The sequence below is a fragment of the Microvirga sp. CF3016 genome (genome assembly GCF_036314085.1).
Classification (GTDB): domain Bacteria; phylum Pseudomonadota; class Alphaproteobacteria; order Rhizobiales; family Beijerinckiaceae; genus Microvirga.
On record NZ_JAYGGM010000006.1, the window covers coordinates 78,616 to 98,913 of the forward strand.

Annotated in this window: 23 protein-coding genes and 1 other RNA gene; 14 read left to right on the plus strand and 10 right to left on the minus strand. The window is 64.1% G+C overall.

The annotated features are described in order from the left end of the window. Positions 1 to 138 precede the first annotated feature (138 nt). The 8 genes from rpmH to VB672_RS10590 all read left to right on the plus strand — a co-directional run bounded on the left by rpmH (position 139) and on the right by VB672_RS10590 (position 7,204). On the plus strand, positions 139 to 273 hold the full coding sequence (gene rpmH / locus VB672_RS10555) for a 50S ribosomal protein L34 (protein ID WP_027314822.1): 135 nt from the start codon (positions 139 to 141) through the stop codon (positions 271 to 273). 18 nt (positions 274 to 291) lie between these two features. After that, positions 292 to 726, plus strand: coding sequence for a ribonuclease P protein component (gene rnpA / locus VB672_RS10560; RefSeq protein ID WP_329784155.1), 435 nt, complete (start codon positions 292 to 294; stop codon positions 724 to 726). Then, the gene (gene yidC / locus VB672_RS10565) at positions 719 to 2,578 is read left to right on the plus strand and encodes a membrane protein insertase YidC (RefSeq protein WP_329784156.1); all 1,860 of its coding nucleotides are present in this window, start codon (positions 719 to 721) and stop codon (positions 2,576 to 2,578) included. Before rnpA ends, yidC begins: the two co-directional genes overlap by 8 nt. Positions 2,579 to 2,763: 185 nt before the next feature. Next, the gene (locus VB672_RS10570; RefSeq protein ID WP_329784157.1) at positions 2,764 to 4,305 is read left to right on the plus strand and encodes a CYTH and CHAD domain-containing protein; all 1,542 of its coding nucleotides are present in this window, start codon (positions 2,764 to 2,766) and stop codon (positions 4,303 to 4,305) included. Between the two features lie 71 nt (positions 4,306 to 4,376). Next, positions 4,377 to 5,042, plus strand: coding sequence for a ribosome biogenesis GTP-binding protein YihA/YsxC (yihA, locus tag VB672_RS10575; protein ID WP_329784158.1), 666 nt, complete (start codon positions 4,377 to 4,379; stop codon positions 5,040 to 5,042). Then, the gene (locus VB672_RS10580) at positions 5,039 to 5,407 is read left to right on the plus strand and encodes a DUF423 domain-containing protein (RefSeq protein WP_329784159.1); all 369 of its coding nucleotides are present in this window, start codon (positions 5,039 to 5,041) and stop codon (positions 5,405 to 5,407) included. Before yihA ends, VB672_RS10580 begins: the two co-directional genes overlap by 4 nt. Positions 5,408 to 5,483: 76 nt before the next feature. Then, positions 5,484 to 6,389: an acetylglutamate kinase gene (gene argB, locus VB672_RS10585; protein WP_329784160.1), complete on the plus strand. Its 906-nt coding sequence runs from the start codon at positions 5,484 to 5,486 to the stop codon at positions 6,387 to 6,389. An 83-nt stretch (positions 6,390 to 6,472) separates the two neighbouring features. Continuing rightward, entirely contained in the window at positions 6,473 to 7,204 is a 732-nt protein-coding gene (locus VB672_RS10590; protein WP_329784161.1) for a pyrimidine 5'-nucleotidase, read from the plus strand. A 63-nt stretch (positions 7,205 to 7,267) separates the two neighbouring features. Here the strand turns inward: VB672_RS10590 and VB672_RS10595 are convergent, their stop codons facing one another. Both VB672_RS10595 and VB672_RS10600 read right to left on the minus strand, forming a co-directional pair. Beyond that, entirely contained in the window at positions 7,268 to 7,771 is a 504-nt protein-coding gene (locus tag VB672_RS10595; RefSeq protein ID WP_329784162.1) for a YciE/YciF ferroxidase family protein, read from the minus strand. Positions 7,772 to 7,880: 109 nt separating this feature from the next. Further along, a complete protein-coding gene (locus VB672_RS10600) occupies positions 7,881 to 9,068 on the minus strand; it encodes a DNA recombination protein RmuC (protein WP_329784163.1) in 1,188 nt (395 codons plus the stop codon). 87 nt (positions 9,069 to 9,155) lie between these two features. On the opposite strand from VB672_RS10600, the gene def reads away from it, so the two are divergent. From def to truA, 4 genes are read left to right on the plus strand one after another with little or no spacing between them, the layout of a single operon-like run. Then, entirely contained in the window at positions 9,156 to 9,674 is a 519-nt protein-coding gene (gene def, locus VB672_RS10605; RefSeq protein ID WP_329784164.1) for a peptide deformylase, read from the plus strand. Then, a complete protein-coding gene (fmt, locus tag VB672_RS10610) occupies positions 9,671 to 10,603 on the plus strand; it encodes a methionyl-tRNA formyltransferase (protein ID WP_329784165.1) in 933 nt (310 codons plus the stop codon). The genes def and fmt overlap by 4 nt, the downstream gene beginning before the upstream one ends. An 8-nt stretch (positions 10,604 to 10,611) precedes the next feature. Next, positions 10,612 to 11,106, plus strand: a complete 495-nt coding sequence (locus tag VB672_RS10615) for a GNAT family N-acetyltransferase (protein WP_329784166.1) — start codon at positions 10,612 to 10,614, stop codon at positions 11,104 to 11,106. Between the two features lies 1 nt (position 11,107). Continuing rightward, positions 11,108 to 11,857, plus strand: a complete 750-nt coding sequence (gene truA, locus VB672_RS10620) for a tRNA pseudouridine(38-40) synthase TruA (RefSeq protein WP_329784167.1) — start codon at positions 11,108 to 11,110, stop codon at positions 11,855 to 11,857. Here truA and VB672_RS10625 read toward each other — a convergent pair. From VB672_RS10625 to ffs, 8 genes are all read right to left on the minus strand, one after another. Further along, entirely contained in the window at positions 11,849 to 12,439 is a 591-nt protein-coding gene (locus VB672_RS10625) for a hypothetical protein (RefSeq protein WP_329784168.1), read from the minus strand. The genes truA and VB672_RS10625 overlap by 9 nt on opposite strands. A 108-nt stretch (positions 12,440 to 12,547) precedes the next feature. Further along, a complete protein-coding gene (gene dapE / locus VB672_RS10630; RefSeq protein ID WP_442931983.1) occupies positions 12,548 to 13,708 on the minus strand; it encodes a succinyl-diaminopimelate desuccinylase in 1,161 nt (386 codons plus the stop codon). 32 nt (positions 13,709 to 13,740) lie between these two features. Continuing rightward, positions 13,741 to 14,202, minus strand: coding sequence for a DUF805 domain-containing protein (locus tag VB672_RS10635; protein ID WP_329784169.1), 462 nt, complete (start codon positions 14,200 to 14,202; stop codon positions 13,741 to 13,743). 55 nt (positions 14,203 to 14,257) lie between these two features. After that, positions 14,258 to 15,100, minus strand: a complete 843-nt coding sequence (dapD, locus tag VB672_RS10640) for a 2,3,4,5-tetrahydropyridine-2,6-dicarboxylate N-succinyltransferase (protein ID WP_329784170.1) — start codon at positions 15,098 to 15,100, stop codon at positions 14,258 to 14,260. A 190-nt stretch (positions 15,101 to 15,290) separates the two neighbouring features. Then, positions 15,291 to 15,896, minus strand: a complete 606-nt coding sequence (gene recR / locus VB672_RS10645) for a recombination mediator RecR (RefSeq protein ID WP_329784171.1) — start codon at positions 15,894 to 15,896, stop codon at positions 15,291 to 15,293. Positions 15,897 to 15,903: 7 nt separating this feature from the next. Continuing rightward, positions 15,904 to 16,224 carry a YbaB/EbfC family nucleoid-associated protein gene (locus tag VB672_RS10650; protein ID WP_329784172.1) on the minus strand — a complete coding sequence of 107 codons (321 nt, stop codon included), beginning with the start codon at positions 16,222 to 16,224 and terminating at the stop codon, positions 15,904 to 15,906. A gap of 15 nt (positions 16,225 to 16,239) precedes the next feature. Next, positions 16,240 to 18,072, minus strand: a complete 1,833-nt coding sequence (locus VB672_RS10655) for a DNA polymerase III subunit gamma/tau (protein WP_329784173.1) — start codon at positions 18,070 to 18,072, stop codon at positions 16,240 to 16,242. A 29-nt stretch (positions 18,073 to 18,101) separates the two neighbouring features. After that, positions 18,102 to 18,198: signal recognition particle sRNA small type (gene ffs / locus VB672_RS10660), an RNA gene on the minus strand. A 254-nt stretch (positions 18,199 to 18,452) separates the two neighbouring features. Here ffs and VB672_RS10665 point away from each other — a divergent pair. Together VB672_RS10665 and nudC are read left to right on the plus strand one after the other, a co-directional pair. After that, entirely contained in the window at positions 18,453 to 18,863 is a 411-nt protein-coding gene (locus tag VB672_RS10665) for an HIT family protein (protein ID WP_329784174.1), read from the plus strand. Between the two features lie 3 nt (positions 18,864 to 18,866). Continuing rightward, positions 18,867 to 19,769 carry an NAD(+) diphosphatase gene (gene nudC, locus VB672_RS10670; RefSeq protein WP_329784175.1) on the plus strand — a complete coding sequence of 301 codons (903 nt, stop codon included), beginning with the start codon at positions 18,867 to 18,869 and terminating at the stop codon, positions 19,767 to 19,769. Positions 19,770 to 20,298: the final 529 nt, after the last annotated feature.

Genomic DNA, 20,298 nt, shown 5'->3' on the forward strand with positions numbered 1-20,298 from the left:
CGTCATAAGCCCGCAAGCTGACAGCGCTCTTCTGGGGCGCTGATCGTTTTTTCGAGACAGTTTCGGGGGCAACCCCATCTTAAACCAGACGGGCGCGAGCCATCGAGCACCGCTGCCCCATTCGACCGGAGATGTGCCGTGAAGAGGACGTATCAACCGAGCAAGCTGGTTCGCAAGCGCCGCCACGGCTTCCGTGCGCGCATGGCGACCAAGGGTGGCCGCAAGGTCATTGCCGCTCGCCGCGCCCATGGCCGCAAGCGCCTGTCGGCGTAAGCAGCTTAGGATAGCCCGATGCGCGAGCCTCGCGCAGAGCTAAGCCTCGGGCGTCTGACGAAAAGACCTGACTTCGTCGCGGCGGCCTCTGGCCGCCGCTTTCATACCGAGCGGATGTCGGTCCAGGCTCGATTGCGCGCGGGTTCCGGTCTTGGCCTGCGTTTCGGCCTCACGGTCACGAAACGGGTCGGCCATGCCACCGAGCGCAACCGGATCAAGCGCCGACTCCGGGCTGCCATTCCCACGGCGGGCCGGGATTACGCGAATATCGATGCGGATGTGGTCGTCATCGGACGCCGCGATATCTTGACCGCCGATTTCGACCTGCTCATCGACGATCTTCGGCGCGCGCTGCGGGCAGTCACCAGGCCGAAAAGCGCCCAGCCGGCAGAGCGTCGCCACCCCTCCTCACCTCCCCCCAACGGCGAGCGTCGCGGACATTCCCATGCGTGAAGACAACAGAAACCTTATCGTCGCCATCGCGCTGTCGCTGGCGATCTTGCTAGGCTGGCAATATTTCTTTGCAGCTCCGCAGGCCGAAAGACAGCGGCAGGCCGCCCAGCAGGCGCAATCCACGCAGGTTAATCCCACAGCGCCGAACCCGCCCGCCAGCCCAAGCCAGGCCGGCGGGGCCTCGCCGACCGTGCCCGGAACCGTTCCGAACACCCCGGCCGTTCCGACGGTTCAGACCCGCGAGGCTGCCCTCGCCAGCTCGCCGCGCGTCGGCATCGATACGCCTGCCCTCGCCGGCTCCATCAACCTGCGCGGCGGCCGCATCGACGACGTGGCTCTGAAGAACTATCGCGAGACCGTTGATCCCAGGAGCCCGAACATCGTCCTCCTGTCGCCTACCGGCACCCAGAATCCCTATTACGCTGAATTCGGCTGGGTCGGCGCCCAGGCCGGCAGCCTGCCGAACCAGAATACCGTCTGGACGGCCGACAAGACCTCGCTGACTCCCGGCAGCCCGGTCACCCTGACGTGGCAGAACGAGCAGGGTCTGGTCTTCCGCCGCACGGTCTCGGTCGACGACAAGTACATGTTCACGGTCAAGGACGCGGTCGAGAACCGCGGCTCGGCTCCCGTGACCCTGCAATCCTACAGTCTCGTGTCCCGGCACGGCCGTCCGGTCACCCTCGGCTATTATGTGCTGCACGAGGGCATGATCGGCGTCCTCGGGGATGAGGGCCTGCAGGAGATCACCTACGCCAATCTCGACAAGGCGGACCCGATTTCCGGCTCGAACACCGTCGGAGAACTCTGGAACTCCGTTACCGGCGGCTTCCTCGGCATCACGGACAAGTACTGGGCCGCGGCGGTCATTCCCGATCAGACGCAGCCGTTCCAGGGCTCCTTCACCTCGCAGCAGGGCCAGACGGCGGATCGCACTTATCAGGCCACCGTGGCCGGCACGCCGCAGACTCTTCAGCCCGGCGCCACCACGGAAGTGACCCAGCGCCTCTTCGCCGGCGCCAAGGAGGTCGCGACCGTCGACGCCTATCATAGCACCCTGAACATCAAGAACTTCGATCTCCTGATCGATTGGGGCTGGTTCTACTTCATCACCAAGCCGCTCTTTAAGGTGCTCGACTTCTTCTTCCACCTGTTCGGCAACTTCGGGGTCGCGATCCTGCTCGTGACGGTGCTGCTGAAGATCCTGTTCTTCCCGCTCGCCAACAAGTCCTACGCCTCCATGGCGAAGATGAAGGCGGTGCAGCCGGAGATGACCTCGATCCGCGAGCGCTATGCCGACGACAAGATGAAGCAGCAGCAGGCGCTGATGGAGCTCTACCGCAAGGAGAAGATCAACCCGGTCGCCGGCTGCTGGCCGGTGCTGATCCAGATCCCGGTGTTCTTCGCGCTCTACAAGGTGCTCTTCGTCACCATCGAGATGCGCCACGCGCCCTTCTTCGGCTGGATCCGCGATCTTGCCGCGCCCGATCCGACCTCGATCTTCAACCTGTTCGGTCTCCTGCCCTACAACCCGGGTGCGGTGCCGGTGATCGGCCACTTCCTGCTGCTCGGCGTCTGGCCGATCCTCATGGGCATCACCATGTGGCTGCAGATGAAGATGAACCCGGAGCCGCCGGACCCGGTTCAGAAGCAGGTCTTCGCCTGGATGCCGGTGATCTTCACCTTCATGCTCGGCTCGTTCCCCGCCGGCCTCGTGATCTACTGGGCCTGGAACAACCTGCTCTCGGTGTCCCAGCAGGCCTTCATCATGCGCCGTAACGGCGTGAAGATCGAGCTCTGGGACAACCTGCGCAAGACCTTCAGCCGCAAGACCAGCCCGGCCAAAGGCTGAGCGGCCATCTAGCGACAATGATCATCCCCGGGCTTCGTCCCGGGGATTTTTCTTTAGGAATGCGGTGACAGACGGCGGCCTTCACAGTCGCTCCCAGAATTGTGCTGCCTTACCCCCGGCGGCATCATTCTCTCCGGAGGCTTCGCATCTATATGAATTACCATTGAGACATAGGGCGACATCTTATGAGCGATCCCAAAGGGCGGCGGAAACGGACATCGAGCCCGGCTGAACAGCCCCGCGAGGTCGAACTCAAGCTGGAGCTCGCCTCCGGCGGGCCCGATACGCTTCTCGAACATCGCATCCTCGCCGGGGCTCAATCTCTTCCCGATCAAAGCGGCCATCTGCACGCCGTCTACTTCGACACCGACGATCATGCCCTGCGCCGGGAGGGCATCAGCCTGCGCATCCGCCGTAGGAACGGCAAAGCCATCCAGACCATCAAGGCCGAGGACAATCACCGTGGAATCGCCATGGATCGCGGCGAGTGGGAAACTTCCGTGAACGGGGAACTCGATTTCGCAGCGGCGGCCGGCACGCCGCTCGAGGCACTGATCTCCGACAGGGAAGTGCGAGACAGCATCAAGCCGGTCTTTGAAGTAGAGACGGAGCGGAAGGCCTTCGAGGTCGAGTTCGACGACGCCCTCATCGAGGTGGCGCTCGACCGCGCCAAGGCGTCCGGCGAGAAGGATGCGATCATGTTCTCAGAGATGGAACTCGAGCTGCGGCGGGGCAGCGCGACAAGCCTTTTCGCTCTCGCGAGAAGCTTGAACGAAGCGGCCCCGCTGCGCCTCTCCACTGTGGCGAAATCCGAGCGTGGCTATCGCCTCCTGCAGAAGGAACCCGTTCGCCCGTTCAAGGCGGAAAAGGTAGAGCTTCGAAAGAAGGCGTCCTGTGCCGACGCATTCCAGGTCATTGCGCGATCGTGCCTGGCCCAGATGCTGCAAAACGAACCCCTTGTGCGGCAGGCTCAGGACCCCGCAGCCTTGCATCAGATGCGGGTCGGCCTCCGGCGGTTGAGGGCCGCCCTTTCGCTGTTCAGGACCCAATTGCTGAGCGACGCGGAAAGCGCCGCAATCAAGGAGGACCTCCGCTGGGCCGGCCAGGCGATGGGCACCGCGCGCGACCTCGACGTCTTTCTGGAGCGGCTCCGTTCCCTGGATTCCGAGCCTGATGGTTCACAGGTCGACGAGGTGGAGCGGCGGCGGGCGCAGGCCTATGAGGAACTGCTGGAAACTCTCGAATCCCGCCGCTTCATGGATGTGGTCCTGCAGGCTGCCGCCTGGATCGAATCCGGCGCCTGGATGACGGCCGATGATAAAGGCCGCAGACAGGCCCGGGAGCATCCCGCTCGCGACTTCGCATCGTCCGAGTTCACGCGGCGCTTCAAACGCATTCGCAAGCTCGGAAAGCTCCTGCGGGAGCTCAGCGACGAAGAGCGCCACGAATTGCGGATTCGCATCAAGAAGCTGCGCTATGGAGTCGAGTTCTTCGCTTCGCTCTTCCCCTCCGCCAAGGCGCAGAAGCGCCGTAAGACGCTTCTGGCCATCCTGGAGGATATCCAGGAAATGCTTGGTGAATTGAACGATCTCGCGGTGGGCGGATCCCTCGTCCCATCCTTGCAGGAGATTTCACCCGAGCGCTTGGAACGGCAGCGGGAGAAGCTTCTCGACAAGAGCGAGGCCGCCATGAAGTCACTCTCCAAGGCCGAACCGTTCTGGCTGTGAGCGGTCAGTTCCTCGGCATGAAATCCGCCGGGTGCCTTGAAGAATGCCGTCCAAGCGCCGATAAGGGCCTCATGACCGAGACAAGCTCCCCGAACCAGGACACCGACCCCTTCCTCGAGATCGGCCGCAAGCTCTTTGCCGGCGAGGCGGATTTCATCTGGGCTGCGAATTCCCTGAAGAACCTGCCGCCCATGAGCAAGGTGGAGATCGCCTTCGCGGGCCGCTCCAATGTCGGCAAGTCGAGCCTCGTCAACGCTCTGACCGGGCGCAACACCCTCGCCCGCACCTCGCACACGCCCGGACGCACCCAGCAGCTCAACTTCTTCAACATCAACGACCGCTTCCATTTGGTCGATATGCCGGGCTACGGCTACGCGGCCGTCGAGAAGCAGAAGGTCGAGGCCTGGACGCAGCTGATCCACGATTACCTGCGCGGCCGGGCGAGCCTTGCCCGCGTCTACGTGCTGATCGACGCCCGCCACGGCATCAAGCCGGTGGACGAGGCGGTTCTGGAGACCCTCGGCACGGCCGCCGTGTCCTACCAGATCGTCCTGACGAAGGCGGACGAGCTGAAGAAGGGCGAGCTCGACAAGCGCATGGCCGACACCCTGCAGAAGATCGAAAGGCGCGCCGCCGCCTATCCCGAGATCCTGCCCACATCGAGCCGGACGGGCCTCGGTATTCCGGAGCTGCGCGCCAAGATTGCCCAGCTTCTCAGCGAAAGAGGCGCGGGATGACCCTCGCGGCCCGCCTTCTCCTTGTTCTTGCTTCCCTCTCAGGCCTTCTCGGCGTCGGCCTCTCGGCCGCCGCCGCCCACATCACGGGCGGCAATCTTACGACTGCGGCGCAGTTCCTGCTCTTCCACGCCCCTGCCCTGCTCGCCCTCGTGGCCCTGATGGCAGCGGGCGCCGTGAACCCCCTGCTGGCCCAGATCGCCGGCTATGTGCTGGTGCTCGGCCTCGCCCTGTTCTGCGGCGACCTCTCCCGCCGGGCCTTTTCGGGCGTGGCGCTCTTCCCGAGAGCCGCACCCACTGGGGGCATTCTCCTCATGCTGGGATGGCTGCTGGTGGGCATCTCCGCCCTTCTTCGCCTGCGGGCTTGAAGTCTCTGTTTGCAGCGGCTCTTCATTCAGCTAGAAGGCAGGCCGTTTGATCCTGATCCCCGCGCCGGAGCCGTTCATGTCCGATCCGTCCACCCCCCTCCCCGACGTTCATGTGCAGGCTGAAGTGCTCGTGCAGGCCCTGCCGCACATGCAGCGCTACGACCAGCAGGTGGTGGTGATCAAGTATGGCGGCCATGCCATGGGCGACCGGGCGGCGGCCGAGGACTTCGCCGAGGACGTGGTTCTGCTCGAACAATCGGGCATTAAGCCCATTGTGGTTCACGGCGGCGGGCCGCAGATCGGCAGGATGCTCGAAAAGCTCGGCATCAAGTCCGAGTTCAAGGGCGGCCTTCGGGTGACGGACGCGGCCACCGTCGAGGTGGTCGAGATGGTGCTCGCGGGCTCCATCAACAAGCAGATCGTCGGCTGGATCGGCGCCGAGGGCGGCAAGGCCGTCGGTTTGTCCGGCAAGGACGGCAACATGGTCACCGCCCGGAAGGTGACCCGGACGGCCGTCGACCCTGATTCCAACATCGAGAAGGTGGTGGATCTCGGCTTCGTCGGCGAGCCCGAGCACGTGAACCGGGCGGTTCTGGACCAGGTGCTGCAGGCCGAGCTGATTCCGGTTCTCGCTCCGGTCGCGATCGGCCAGGACGGCCAGACTTACAACGTGAACGCCGACACCTTCGCCGGTGCCATCGCCGGTGCCCTGACCGCCAAGCGTCTCCTGCTCCTGACCGACGTCCCGGGTGTTCTCGACAAGAACAAGAACCTGATCCCGGAAATGACCATCGAGGATTGCCGCCGCCTGATTGCCGACGGCACCATCACGGACGGCATGATCCCGAAGATTGAAACCTGCATCTATGCTCTGGAAAAGGGCGTGGAAGCCGTGGTTATCCTCGACGGCAAGGTGCCCCATGCGGTGCTCCTGGAGCTGTTCACCGACCACGGCGCGGGCACCCTGATCCGGAGGGGGTAAGGGCTCGCCCTTCACGGATCGGCCGAAAACGCCTATATATTGATCAGTGGGGCCGCACGGCCCCATTGTCGTCTTTGGGATCCATGAACGCTAAGCCATCCGCCGAAAATCACCTGTCCGCTCCGGATTCCCGCCAATTCTCCCATGTGGAGACGTGGATCTTCGATCTGGACAACACCCTCTACCCGCACACCTCGCGGGTCTGGCCCCAGATCGACCAGCGCATCACGCTCTACATCACGGAGCTTTTCGGGCTCGACGGCCTATCCGCCCAGGCGCTGCAAAAGTATTTCTATCATAAATACGGCACGACCCTGCGGGCGCTGATCGACGAATACGACATCGATCCGCACGACTTTCTCGATTTCGCCCATGACATCGACCACACGGATATCGAGCTGAACGACCGTCTGGGGGAGGCCATCGAGAAGCTGCCCGGCCGCAAGCTCATCCTCACCAACGGCTCACGCAAGCACGCCGAGAACGTGGCGAGGAAGATCGGCATCCTCGATCACTTCGAGGACGTGTTCGACATCGCCGCTTCGAACTTCGTGCCCAAGCCCGATCGGCGCGCCTACGAGATCTTCCTCGAGAAGCACGGCGTGGAACCCGCCCGGGCTGCCATGTTCGAGGACATTGCCAAGAACCTGACCGTACCGCACGAATTGGGCATGACGACCACGCTCATCGTTCCCAAGACCTTCGATCCCTTCCGGGAAAGCTTTGAGCAGGAGGCGGTCCAGACGCCGGATATCGATTATATCACCAACGATCTGGCGGATTTCCTGCACGCCTACGCACTGCCGGCCAAGTAGCAGGTCCACCCACAAAAAATGGCCTCCTTGCGGAGGCCATTCTCGTTCTGAGCCATGGAAGGCTTACGCAGCCTTCGTGTTGATCTTGCTCTCGGCGATCCGATTGAGCTTCTGGTCCGTGGCCTTCTCCTGATCGAGGATCTGGTGCAGGACGCCGGCGCAATCGTCGCGACCCAGTTGCTTGGCCCAGGCGACGAGGGTGCCGTAGCGGGTGATCTCATAGTGCTCCACGGCCTGAGCGGCCGCCAGAAGAGCCGCATCGAGAACCTGCGGATCGTCGATGTCGCCGGCGATTTCCTGGGCTTCGTCGATGATGCCGTCGATGGCCGGGCAGGTCACGCCCTTGGGGTCATGGCCATGCATGCGGAACACCTGCTCGACCATCTGGATCTGCTGCTGGGTTTCGCCAAGATGGGTCTGGAACGCCTGCTTCAGCTGCGGGTCGCTCGCCTGCTCGATCATCTCCGGCAGCGCCTTCGTGATCTGCTGCTCGGCATAGTAGATGTCCTGAAGAGTATGGATGAAGAGATCATCCAACGACTTGATGTCCTTTGACAAAAGGCCCATAGCGCAATCCTTCCCGAGTTCTGAGATACGCCTACGTGCGAGCGCCATCGTTCGCTTGGCGCATCGTTCAGCCTGGGGAGAACGTTGCGAGACAAAGCCGGTTCCCGGCCTATTCGACAGCCCGGAGATTCCTGCCCTGGAGTCGCAGCCACTCGGCCCGGGCATCGGCCTCGCCCTCATCGAATTCAAGGGTTTCGATCTTCTGTCCGCGCTTGACGATCTTGTCGGCCGAGACCCGGATCTGGGAGACGTCGTCCTGGGCCTGCCGGAAATGGCTATCGAGCTTCGCCACCCGGGCATCGAGGCGCTCCACATCCTCGAGCAGTTTCTGGACCTCGACCTGGATCACCCTTGCCTCCTCGCGAATGCGGGCATCGCGGACCAGCGCCTGCATCACCTGGATGGCGAGCGTCAGAAGCGAAGGCGAGACAATGACGATACGGGCGCGATGGGCCTTCTGGACCACGTCGTCGAAATGCTCGGCCAGGTCGGCATAGATCGACTCCGCCGGGACGAACAGCATCGCAATGTCCTGGGTCTCGCCCGGGATCAGGTACTTCTCCGCGATATCCTTCACATGCACGAGCATGTCGCTGCGGACCTTGGCCGCCGCGCGGCTGCGGGCGTCATCGCCCTTGGCCTCCCGGAAAAGGGTAAAGCCCTCCAGGGGGAACTTGGCATCGATCACGAGCCCGCGTTCATCGCCGGGCAGGCGCACGAGGCAATCGGGTCTCGTGCGGTTGGACAGGGTCGCCTGAAACTCGAAGGCATTGGCCGGCAGCCCGTCGCGGACGATCGCCTCCATCCGCCCCTGCCCATAGGCCCCGCGGGTCTGCTTGTTGGACAGGATATCCTTCAGGCCGACGATCTCGCCGGTGAGATTCGTCAGGTTCTGCTGGGCCGCATCGATCACGGCCAGACGCTCGTTCAGCTTGGAGAGATTTTCCGTCTGGTGACGGGTGGAAGCCTCCAGCCCCTGCCCGACCCGGTGCTGCAATCCGTCGATCCGTTCCGAGATCATGCGGACGAAATCGCTCTGTCGCGTCCCGAAGACCTCGGCGATGGTCCGCATCCGCCCGGTCATTTCCGACTGCACCCGGGTGAGCTCCGCCACCTTGTCGTCCATCTCCCGCGCCCGCTCGGCCGCGATGGCAGCCTCCAGCGCCCGCTCCCGCCGGGTGCGTAGGAGCAGCATCGTCACGAGCAGCAGCAGAACAAGGCTCAACCCGGCCATCCCCATGATGATCTGCCCCCAGGTCAGGGATGTCTTGCCGAGGATCAGGACGACGTCGTTCATGGAGCCCACAGTTCCGGTTGACGGGCGCATCCGAACATAAGACGAACGATTTGACCATCCTCATCGAAGCCCTTATCTCCCGCGATCATGAGCATCAGACCCCTCGTCATCATTCCCGATTCCAAGCTCCGCCTGGTTTCCGAGCCCATCAAGGAAATCACGAGCGAGATCCGCCAATTGGCCGACGACATGCTGGAGACCATGTATGACGCCCCCGGCGTCGGCCTTGCCGCCATCCAGATCGGCGTGCCGGTGCGCATGGTAACCATGGACGTGTCGAAGTCCGAGGACGAACGCCAGCCGATGGTGCTCATCAATCCCGAGATCCTCTGGGCTTCCGAGGAAAAGCGCGTTTACGAGGAAGGCTGCCTGTCGATCCCCGAATATTACGAGGAGGTCGAGCGGCCGGACCGAGTGCGTTTCCGCTACATGAACCTGCAGGGCGAGACGATCGAGCAGGATGCGGACGGGCTCCTGGCTACCTGCGTGCAGCACGAGATCGATCACCTGAACGGGGTCCTGTTCATCGACTATCTGTCGAAGCTCAAGCGCGACCGGGTGATTACCAAGTTCAAGAAGGCCGCCAAGCGCGAGGCTGGGGCATGAGCCTGCGCATTGTCTTCATGGGCACGCCCGATTTCGCGGTGCCCACCCTGTCCGAGATCGTCGGCCAGGGTCATGACGTGGTCGCCGTCTATACCCGCCCGCCCGCGGCGGCGGGACGCGGCATGGAGCTGAAACCCTCCCCCGTCCACACGATGGCGGACCGGTTCGGCATTCCCGTGCTGACGCCGAAAACCCTGCGTACGGAGGAGGCCGCCGAGATCGTCCGCAGCCACAATGCCGACGTGGCGGTGGTGGTGGCCTATGGCATGCTGCTGCCGAAGGCCGTTCTGGACGCGCCGGAACTCGGCTGCCTCAACCTTCATGCCTCCCTCCTGCCCCGCTGGCGCGGCGCGGCCCCGATCCAGCGCGCGATCATGGCTGGCGACAGGGAGACCGGCGTTGCCGTCATGAAGATGGAAGAGGGCCTGGACACAGGCCCCGTCGCCATGGTCGAGCGGGTCGCGATCACGCCGGACATGAATGCGGGCGAACTGCACGACCGGCTCATGGTGCTCGGCGCCGATCTCATGGTGCGGGCCCTGGCCGCCCTGTCCCGCGGGGGCTTAGGCTTCACGCCCCAACCTGAGGAAGGCGTGACCTATGCGCATAAGCTCAAGAACGAGGAAGCGCTGATCGACTGGTCGAAGCCCGCGCAGGCGATTCACGACCACATCCGTGGGCTCTCACCCTTTCCGGGCGCCTATTTCACAGCCGATTTCGGCAAGGGCCGTGAGCGCGTGAAAGTTCTGCGGGCAACCCGGGCAGAAGGCTCAGGTTCACCCGCGACACTGATCGACAATAATGGTACGATATCATGTGGCGAAGGGGCGATCCGCCTGATCCAGGTGCAGCGCGCCGGCAAGGGACCCATTGCCTTTGAGGAATTCCTGCGCGGCGTGAGGCTTGGTCCAGGCGCACAATTTGCATGAGGTGCGGCATGGGGATCCGTCTGGACGAATCCGTCAATTGGCCTGCGCTCTACGCCATCTATTCCGCCACGTTCGGGCAATTGGCGGAAGCTGATATCGTTCAGCATATGCACGAGGATGGCGATCTGATCCTTTCCCTCATGGCCTATGACGACGTGCCGGTCGGACATGTCGCCTATTCCCGCCTGACCCTGCACGAAACTCCTTCGCTCAAAGCAGCCGTCCTGGCTCCGTTGGCCGTCGCTCCTTCCTTTCAAAAGCAGGGTATTGGGGCGTCCCTTATCCAGGACAGCCTGAAGCGCCTGGCCAATACAGGCTACGATCTGGTCTTGGTCCTCGGCGAGCCGCACTATTACGGCCGCTTCGGTTTCAGTCCACGGCTGGCGGAGAAGCTGAAAACACCTTATGACGGGCCCTATCTCCAGGCCCTCGCTCTTTCCGACAAGGGGAAAGACGCCCATGGCTCGGTATCCTATGCCCAGGCCTTCGTAGAGCTGGAATAACATGCCTCGCTACAAGCTTGTCGTCGAATATGACGGCACGCCCTTCACCGGCTGGCAGCATCAGACGAACGGCCTCTCCGTGCAGCAGGCCGTGGAGGATGCGATTGCGCGCTTTACGGGTTCGGCCGTACGCGTTCATTGCGCCGGACGCACCGATTCCGGCGTTCATGCCACCCATCAGGTCGTCCACGTCGACTTGGACAAGGAATGGCGGCCGGATACGGTCCGCGACGCCACCAATTCCCATCTGAGGCCCGCGCCCGTCGCGATCCTCTCGGCCCAGGTCGTGCCCGAGACGTTCAATGCCCGGCTCTCCGCCGTCAAGCGCCATTACGTCTATCGCATCCTCAACCGCCGCGCCCCGCCGACGCTGGAGGTCAGCCGGGTCTGGCACGTGGCCTGGACGCTCGATGCCGATGCAATGCACGAAGCCGCGCAACTGCTGATCGGCAGGCACGATTTCACCACTTTCCGCGCTGCCGAATGCCAAGCCAACAGCCCGATCCGGACCCTCGACCGGCTCGACGTCGAGCGGATCGGCGACGAGATCCGCATCTATGCCTCCGCCCGCTCGTTCCTGCATCATCAGGTGCGCTCGATGACGGGTACCCTGGAGCGGGCCGGCGCGGGACGCTGGTCCGTGGAGGATGTGCGCGCGGCCCTCGACGCACGGGACCGCAAGCGCTGCGGGCCGATGGCGCCGCCGACGGGCCTCTACCTGATCGGCGTCGATTATCAGGATCTAGCCTAACAGGCCCCGCATCGCCGTTCCGACGAAGGCGTTGAGCACGATGCCGAGCACGACGATCCCCAGCGCCGGCACGCTTGCGAGCTTCAGCGTCGTCTTGGTAGCGAACCATTGCAGTCTCACGATGATGATCGCGAAGGCGAGGCTGAACAGGCTCGCGAGCCCGGGAGGCGCCCAGCCGAGAAGCATGAGCATGGCCGGCACCGAGAGCACCAGCATGCCGATGACGGAGATCCAGTTCGTCACGATCACGAAGGGCACATACGCCTTCTCGAGCCGAAACCACCGGGCGATCCATATCATCGCGACAGGCAGGGCGATGAACCCCGCCACATGCCCGAGGGCCACCACGATATCGACCCAAAGATTGTCGAGAAGCGACCGGTCCGGCTGAAGAAGCCCGAGGCGAAGGCGCTCGAAGGCCAGAGACACGATGAAGGCCGGAAGGGTGAGCCAGATCGCCATGAAGGAGCGCCAGAAGCCGCGCTCGCTCATGTCGAAGGATTTCAGCCCCTCGGACCTGCTGTTGAGAAGGTCGAGGGTTCCCTTGAACGAGCGGTTGACCTCATCAGCCGTGACGATCATGAGCGCCTCTTTTCTGAAGACGATTGCCCTCGGAAATGGACGGAGCTTGCAAAACGTTCCGGCTATTCTTCGACTTTAGTCTAAATAGTCAAGTTTTCCGTTTCCGGCTCACACGGCGAAGTAGGCGTCCAGCACCTTGCGGTAAATCACTGCCAGCCGGTCCAAATCGCCAACGGCCACCCGCTCGTCGATCTGGTGCATGGTCTGTCCGACCAAGCCGAATTCGACGACCGGGCAATACTTCACAATGAAGCGAGCATCCGATGTGCCGCCCGTGGTGGACAGCTTCGGCTGCGAACCGGTCTCGGCCTTGATGGCATCGGCAATGAAGCCCACGAACTCGTTCGGCGGCGTGAGAAAGGCCACCGCATTGGTTGGCTCCACATTCAGGGTGTAGCGCACAGTATTGCCGGCAGCCTCGCGCAGGCGGCGCTCGATCTCCGCCTCCAGGCTCTGCGGCGTCCAGAGATCGTTGAAGCGGATGTTGAAGGTCGCCCGCGCCTCGGCAGGGATCACGTTGGCGGCGGGATTGCCCACATCGACAGTGGTCACCTCAAGGTTCGAAGCGTCGAAATGATCGGTGCCCCGATCGAGCGGCTCCTTCAGGAGCCCGTCAAGCAGGCGCATCAGGCCTGGGATGGGATTATCCGCCAGATGCGGATAGGCCACGTGTCCCTGCTTGCCCTCGACGACGATCCTGCCCGTGAGCGACCCGCGCCGCCCGATCTTGATCATGTCGCCGAGCTGGTTCGGGTTGGTCGGCTCGCCCAAGATGCAATGGCTGAAGCGCTCGCCGCGGCCCTTGGCCCATTCGAGGAGCTTCACCGTGCCGTTGACGGCCGGTCCCTCCTCGTCTCCCGTGATCACGAAGCCGATGGAGCCTTCGAAGTCCGGGTTGTCGCGGATGAAGGCGAGCGCCGCCGCCATCATGCAGGCGATGCCGCCCTTCATGTCAACCGCGCCGCGCCCATAGAGCTCGCCGCTATGAATCTCGCCGCCGAACGGATCGTATCGCCACCGGCTCGCATCGCCCGGCGGCACCACATCCGTATGCCCGGCGAAGAGCAGATAGGGCTCGCCCGTGCCGTAGCGGGCATAGAGGTTCTCCACATCCGGCGTCCCGGGCTCGGAAAAGACCGGGCGGTGGACCTCGAAGCCCGCCTCCATCAGCACGCCCTCGATAAAGGCGAGCGCCCCGCCCTCCTCCGGTGTCACGGAGGGGCAGCGCAGGAGGGATTGGGCGAGAGCGAGGGGAGAGATGTCGTGCATCATGTCCTCATGATGCATGAAGGGTTCGGAAATCAATACCCTTGGTCACTCCTAATTGCGAGTTGTGCCTCTCGCTCGAGGGGATCAGGTCCGAAGCGGTTGGGGCCGATAGTTCCTCGCAGGCAACCAAGTTCAACAAAAAGCGAGATCGCTACTGTGATCCCAAAAGCAGTTCCTAATAAAATCAGAAAGGCATTGTTTATGAAAATTGCCGGGACGATGATGAGAACCGGAATATACTGAAACAGAAGCAACCAGCTACTTCTGTCTCGGTCATGAAGCCTCTTAGCTCCCAAAGCAAACCCTGAGAGCATCATGACCACGAACACAATGCAGCCAAAGACGGCAGCAACGATCTCGCCTGCGGCGACCGTGAGGCCGTACTGCAACAATGCAAGGACTAGCATTAAAATGAGAAGCGCTGCGTTGGCCATCCAATAGCGCGCCCGATTGATACACCCCTTGAATCCGAAGAAAAGTTGAAGAACATCCATGACCGATCCGTGCGTTATGTTTCGTTATAACGCACAGATTGGTAAGGCTCCTTTCTCAATCCCGCAACAGCTCGTTGATCCCCGTCTTGGCCCGGGTCTGCGCATCGACGCGCTTCACGATGACCGCGCAGTAGAGGGACGGACCGGGGGTGCCGTCGGGGAGCGGCTTGCCGGGGAGCGAGCCGGGGACGACCACGGAGTAAGGCGGCACGCGGCCGATGAAGACCTCGCCGGTGTTGCGGTCGATGATCTTGGTCGAGGCCGAGATGAACACGCCCATGGAGAGCACCGAGCCCTCGCCCACGACGACGCCTTCGACCACCTCGGAGCGGGCGCCGATGAAGCAATTGTCCTCGATGATGGTAGGATTGGCCTGGAGCGGCTCCAGCACACCGCCGATGCCGACGCCGCCGGAGAGGTGCACGTTCTTGCCGATCTGGGCGCAGGAGCCCACTGTGGCCCAGGTGTCGACCATGGTGTTCTTGTCTACATAGGCGCCGAGATTGACGAAGGATGGCATCAGCACGACGCCGGGCGCGACATAGGCGCCGCGGCGCACGGTGCAATTCGGGACGGCGCGGAAGCCCGCGGCCCGGAAGCGGTTCTCGCCCCAGCCGGCGAACTTGGACGGGACCTTGTCCCACCAGGTCGCCTCGCCCGGCCCGCCGCCGATGACTTCCATGTCGTTGAGGCGGAAGGACAGCAGCACTGCCTTCTTCAGCCATTGATGCACCTGCCATTCGCCGCCGGTCTTCTCGGCCACGCGGGCCTTGCCGGAATCGAGAAGGTTCATCGCCTCCTCGACGGCCTCACGCACGGCGCCGGTGGTGGACGGGCTCACATTGGCCCGGTCTTCCCAGGCGGCGTCGATGGTGCGGGCGAGATCGGTGGTGGACATGGGCAACTCGGGGCAAGGGGTTTCGTTGCCGCCTGATTAGCAACGGCGCCAAGGCCTGTCACGTCTTCATCTGTCCTTTGACGTCATGGCCGGGCTTGTCTCGGCCATCCCAATACGGGTGAGGCGCCGCGCTCTCAATCGGGATTACCGGCACGAGGCCGGTGACGACAGCGGAGAACACGAATTCGATTCAGAACGACGTGCGCTGCCGGATTGCCGCCGAGAGCGTGCCCTCGTCGAGATAGTCGAGCTCGCCGCCGACGGGCACGCCGTGAGCGAGCTTCGTCACCTTCACGGAAAGATGCGCGAGAAGCTCGGTGATGTAATGGGCCGTGGTCTGACCGTCGACCGTGGCGTTGAGCGCCAGGATCACTTCCGTGACGCCGGGTTCGGACGCACGGGCGACGAGGCGCTCCAGGTTCAGGTGCTCGGGCCGCACGCCGTCGAGGGGGGAGAGCACGCCGCCGAGCACATGGTACTTGGCGTTGACGGCGCCCGAGCGCTCCAGCGCCCAGAGGTCAGACACGTCCTCCACAATCACGAGAATCGAGGGGTCTCGCTTCGCATCCCGGCAGATTGTGCAGGGATCCGACGTATCGACATTGCCGCAGGACGAGCACACGACGATGCGCTCGTTGGCGATGCGCATGGCATCGCTCAACGGGTTGAGCAGCGTCTCGCGCTTCTTGATGAGATGGAGCGCCGCGCGCCTGGCCGAACGCGGCCCCAGACCCGGCAGGCGGGCGAGGAGCTGGATCAGGCGCTCGATCTCGGGGCCGGCGACGTGCTGAGCCATGAGGTTCTCAGAACAGCTTGAGACCCGGAGGCAGCGGCAGGCCCTTGGTGAGGCTTTCCATGCGCTCCTGAGCGGCGCGCTCGGCCTTGCCGCGGGCGTCGTTCATGGCCGCGACGATGAGATCCTCGAGGATCTCCTTCTCGTCCGGGTTCATGAGCGAGGGGTCGATGTTGATGGATTTGAGGCTGCCCTTGCCGGTCACCTTCACGGTCACGACGCCGCCGCCGGCGGTGCCGTCGACCTCCAGGGTATCGAGCTCGGCCTGGGCGTCCTGCAGCTTCTGCTGCATGGCCTGAGCCTGCTTCATCAATCCCATGATGTCCTTCATGACCGTATCCTTGAATTAAAACAGATCGTCGTCTTCTTCCGTTTCATGCGCGGCCAGCGCATCGGCCTCGCCGAGGATCTCCGTTTCCGCGTCCTCGCCGGCCTTCTCCGCGCGCTCGACCACGTTCACGATCTGCGCGCCGGGAAACTTCGACAGCACCGCCTGCACGAGGGGATGGTTGGCGGCGCCTTCCCGGCGCTCGCGCTCGGCGGCGGCGGCCTTCTCATGCAGGGTCTGCCCACCATCCTCCGACGACAGGGCTACCATCCAGCGCTCGCCGGTCCATTGCTGGAGCGCACGGGTGAGATCGTTGGCGATGGTGCGGCTGCCGCTCTCGGTGAGGCTGAGCTCGATGCGCCCCTCCTCGAAGCGCACGAGGCGCACGTCCCGTTCGAGCTGGGATTTGAGCACGATCTCGCGCTTCTCGCCGGCGAGCGCCACCACGTCCTCGAAGCGGCGAAGCCGCATGGTCGGCTCGGGCTGCGCGGCCTGCGGGCGCGGCTGCGGATGGGCCTGGGAGGTCGCAAGCGCCATGGTGCCGGAGGTGGCGGGACCGGACGGCCGGGGGGCCGGCGCGGACGGACCGCCCACGGGAGCCGATGCGCCGTCCTTGAGGGCACGCAGGGCCTCGTCCGGCGTCGGCAGGTCGGCCGCGTAGGCGAGGCGCACGATCACCATCTCGGCCGCCGCGATCGGGCGGTTCGAGGATTGCACCTCGGGAATGCCCTTCAAGAGGATCTGCCAGGCACGCGACAGGGTGCGCACCGAGAGCTTCTGGGCATAATCCGCGCCGCGGGTGCGCTCGATCTCGGAGAGAGCGGGATCCCTGGCGGCTTCGGGAATGAGCTTGAGGCGGGTGACCACGTGCGAGAAGGCCGCGAGATCGGACAGGATCACGGCCGGATCCGCGCCGGCATCGTATTGCGAACGCAAGCCTGCGAAGGCCGCCGGCACGTCGCCGCGCATCACCGCCTCGAAGAGGTCGATGACCTGGGTGCGATCGGCCAAGCCCAGCATGTCGCGCACGGTGTCGGGCGTCACCACGCCGGCACCGTGCGCGATCGCCTGGTCCATCAGTGACAGGGAATCGCGGGCCGAGCCTTCCGCCGCGCGGGCGATGGCGGCGAGCGCCTCCTGGTCCGCCTGCACGCCCTCGGCGCTGCAGATGCGGCTCAGGTGAGCCACGAGCTTGTCCGCCTCGATGCGGCGCAGGTCGAAGCGCTGGCAGCGGGACAGGATCGTGACCGGCACTTTGCGGATCTCGGTCGTGGCGAAGATGAACTTCGCGTGCGGCGGCGGCTCCTCCAGGGTCTTCAGGAAGGCGTTGAACGCCTTCTCCGAGAGCATGTGAACCTCGTCGATGATGTAGACCTTGTAGCGGGCCGAGACCGGCGAGTAGCGGATACCATCGATGATCTGGCGGACGTCGTCGATGCCGGTATGCGAGGCGGCGTCCATCTCCAGCACGTCCACGTGCCGCGATTCCATGATCGCCTGGCAGTGCACGCCTAGTTCCGGCATGTGGATAGTGGGAGCGCCTGACCCGTCGGACTTCTGGTAGTTCAGGCCGCGGGCGAGGATGCGGGCCGTGGTGGTCTTGCCGACGCCGCGGACGCCGGTGAGCATCCAGGCCTGAGGGATGCGGCCCGTCTCGAAGGCGTTCGAGAGGGTGCGCACCATCGCCTCCTGGCCGATCAGGTCGTCGAAGGTTTTCGGGCGATATTTGCGGGCGAGAACGCGGTAGGGCGAGGCCGGCGCTGCGGCAGCAGCCGCGGAAACTGGCGCGGCGGGGAAGCCCGGCAGGGCCGGCTCGTCATTCAGGGGCGTGCCGGCTGTGGTATCGTCCATCGACTGCAAGGCTTCGGAGAAACTCATAAGGTGGGAGGCTGGACGAAGACCCGTTCGGTCTCGTTAGGGCTGCTTCCTTCCGGACCTGACCCGGTTGGCGAGTGAGACGTCCCTCGCCAACCTCCCACCGGCTATATGGGCGTATCGGCTGGGAAACGCAAGTTGGAAACGAGCCTCCTCCCCGGTCATCCCCGCTCTCCACCGGGCTCAGCGTGTCCTCCCCGGCGGTCCGCAGGACCGGGAAGGGGATCCATGGCGATGAGGGTGTGAGCGGATTCCCTTCCCCTCCGCTGACGCTCCGGCCGGGAATGACAAAAGCAGGGGTCCGGGATGACGAAGGTAAGGCTGACACGAAGCCGCAGGCTCGGTTACATAGCTTCATGACATTCAAGCTCGATTCCCGTCTCGAAGCCGACACGCTTCCCGTCGGCGACCTCGCCCTCTCGTCCGTCCTGCTTCTGAACGACGCACGCTTTCCCTGGTTCGTGCTGGTGCCGCGCATCGCTGGAGTGAGCGAGCTCACGGATCTGTCGGAGGAGCAATCCGCCCAGCTGATGCAGGAGATCCGCATCGCCACCAAGGTGATGCTGGAGCTCTCGAAGCCCGACAAGGTGAACGTGGGAGCGCTGGGCAACATCGTGGCGCAGCTTCATGTGCACGTGATCGGGCGCTTCCGCTCCGACCCGGCCTGGCCCGGCCCGGTCTGGGGGCACGGCACCCGAACATCCTATCCCGACCATGCGGCGACCGCCCTGATTGAGCGTGCCGCCACCCTTTTCGCGGCGGCCTGACCCATGACCCGACCCATCGCCTACATCACGAACCCGCTCGTCCGCCACAGCGCGGAACGGGACCCAGAGGCGATCGCCAACGCCGTGGTCAATCCCTGGACCGCCATGGTGGTCCTGGCCGGCGACCTGCCGATCCTTCAGACCGGCGAACCGGGAACGAGTCTCCTGCCCGCCACGATCCTGGGGCGACTTCCGGCCCATCAGGAACAGATATTCCTGGGCACCTTGAATGATCGCCCGGTGGTCGCGACCTTGGCGCCTTCCGAGGCGGCGGAACTGTTTCAAGACGATACGGTCTTCACCACCGTCGACCTGAGGTCCATCGCAGTGCGCGGCCTCGTTCCCGCAGAGGAGCTCGGCATGCTTGCCATGGCGAAATCCCTGCTCGACTGGCATCGACGCCATCGCTTCTGCGCCAATTGCGGTGCGCCGACGCAACCCGCACAGGCCGGCTTCCGGCGCGATTGTTCGGCCTGCGGCGCCCAGCACTTTCCCCGCACCGACCCGGTGGTGATCATGCTGATCACGCGAGGCGACAAATGCCTCATGGGCCGCCAGCCGCGCTTTGCCGAGAAGATGTATTCCTGCCTCGCCGGCTTCCTGGAACCCGGCGAGACCATCGAGGACGCAGTCCGGCGGGAGACTTTCGAGGAATCCGGCATCCGGGTGGGCGCGGTCCGCTACATGACCTCCCAGCCGTGGCCCTTCCCGTCCAACATCATGATCGGCTGCATTGGCGAAGCACTCACCGACGACATCACCTTCGACGGAGAGGAGCTCGAGGACGCCCGCTGGTTCACCAAGGGCGACGTACGGCGGATGCTGGAGGGCACCCACGAGCACTACGCCGCCCCCGCCCCGATCGCGATCGCAAACCACCTCATCCGGGAATGGGTGAAGGAATGAGAAGCATCTCCCGGCGGATCGGGGGCCAACCGGGTAGGCATAGCCGCTCGTCGTCACCAATCCTCTGCCAGTGATCCCGCGTGTGTGAGGCACGGCGTTCGTCCGACGAGGAAGGACAGGACTAGCCCTGACACTCTCCGCCGTCATCACCGGGCTTGTCCCGGTGATCCCGCTTACGTGAAGCGCGGTGCTTTTCCGATCGGGATGGCCGGCCCAGGGCCGGCCATGACGAGGTGGGTGTCCTCCCCGGCGGTCCGCAGGACCGGGAAGGGGATCCATGCCGGTGTGCGTGCGGGTGGCTTCCCTTCCCCTCCGCTGACGCTCCGGCCGGGAATGACACGGGGGCATCGCCGGCAGACCGTGCTTGTGGGTTGATGGGGGATGTCAAAGAGCAATCCCTTGGAGCCAGCACCTTCAGGCCCAGGGCTGGTGAGCCCTGAGCCGGAAGGATGATCGAGGGTGGCGCGAGTGGCAGTCCGGCTCGATGATGATGGTGGGAGATGGAAGAGCCGGACGGCACCTCGCGCAC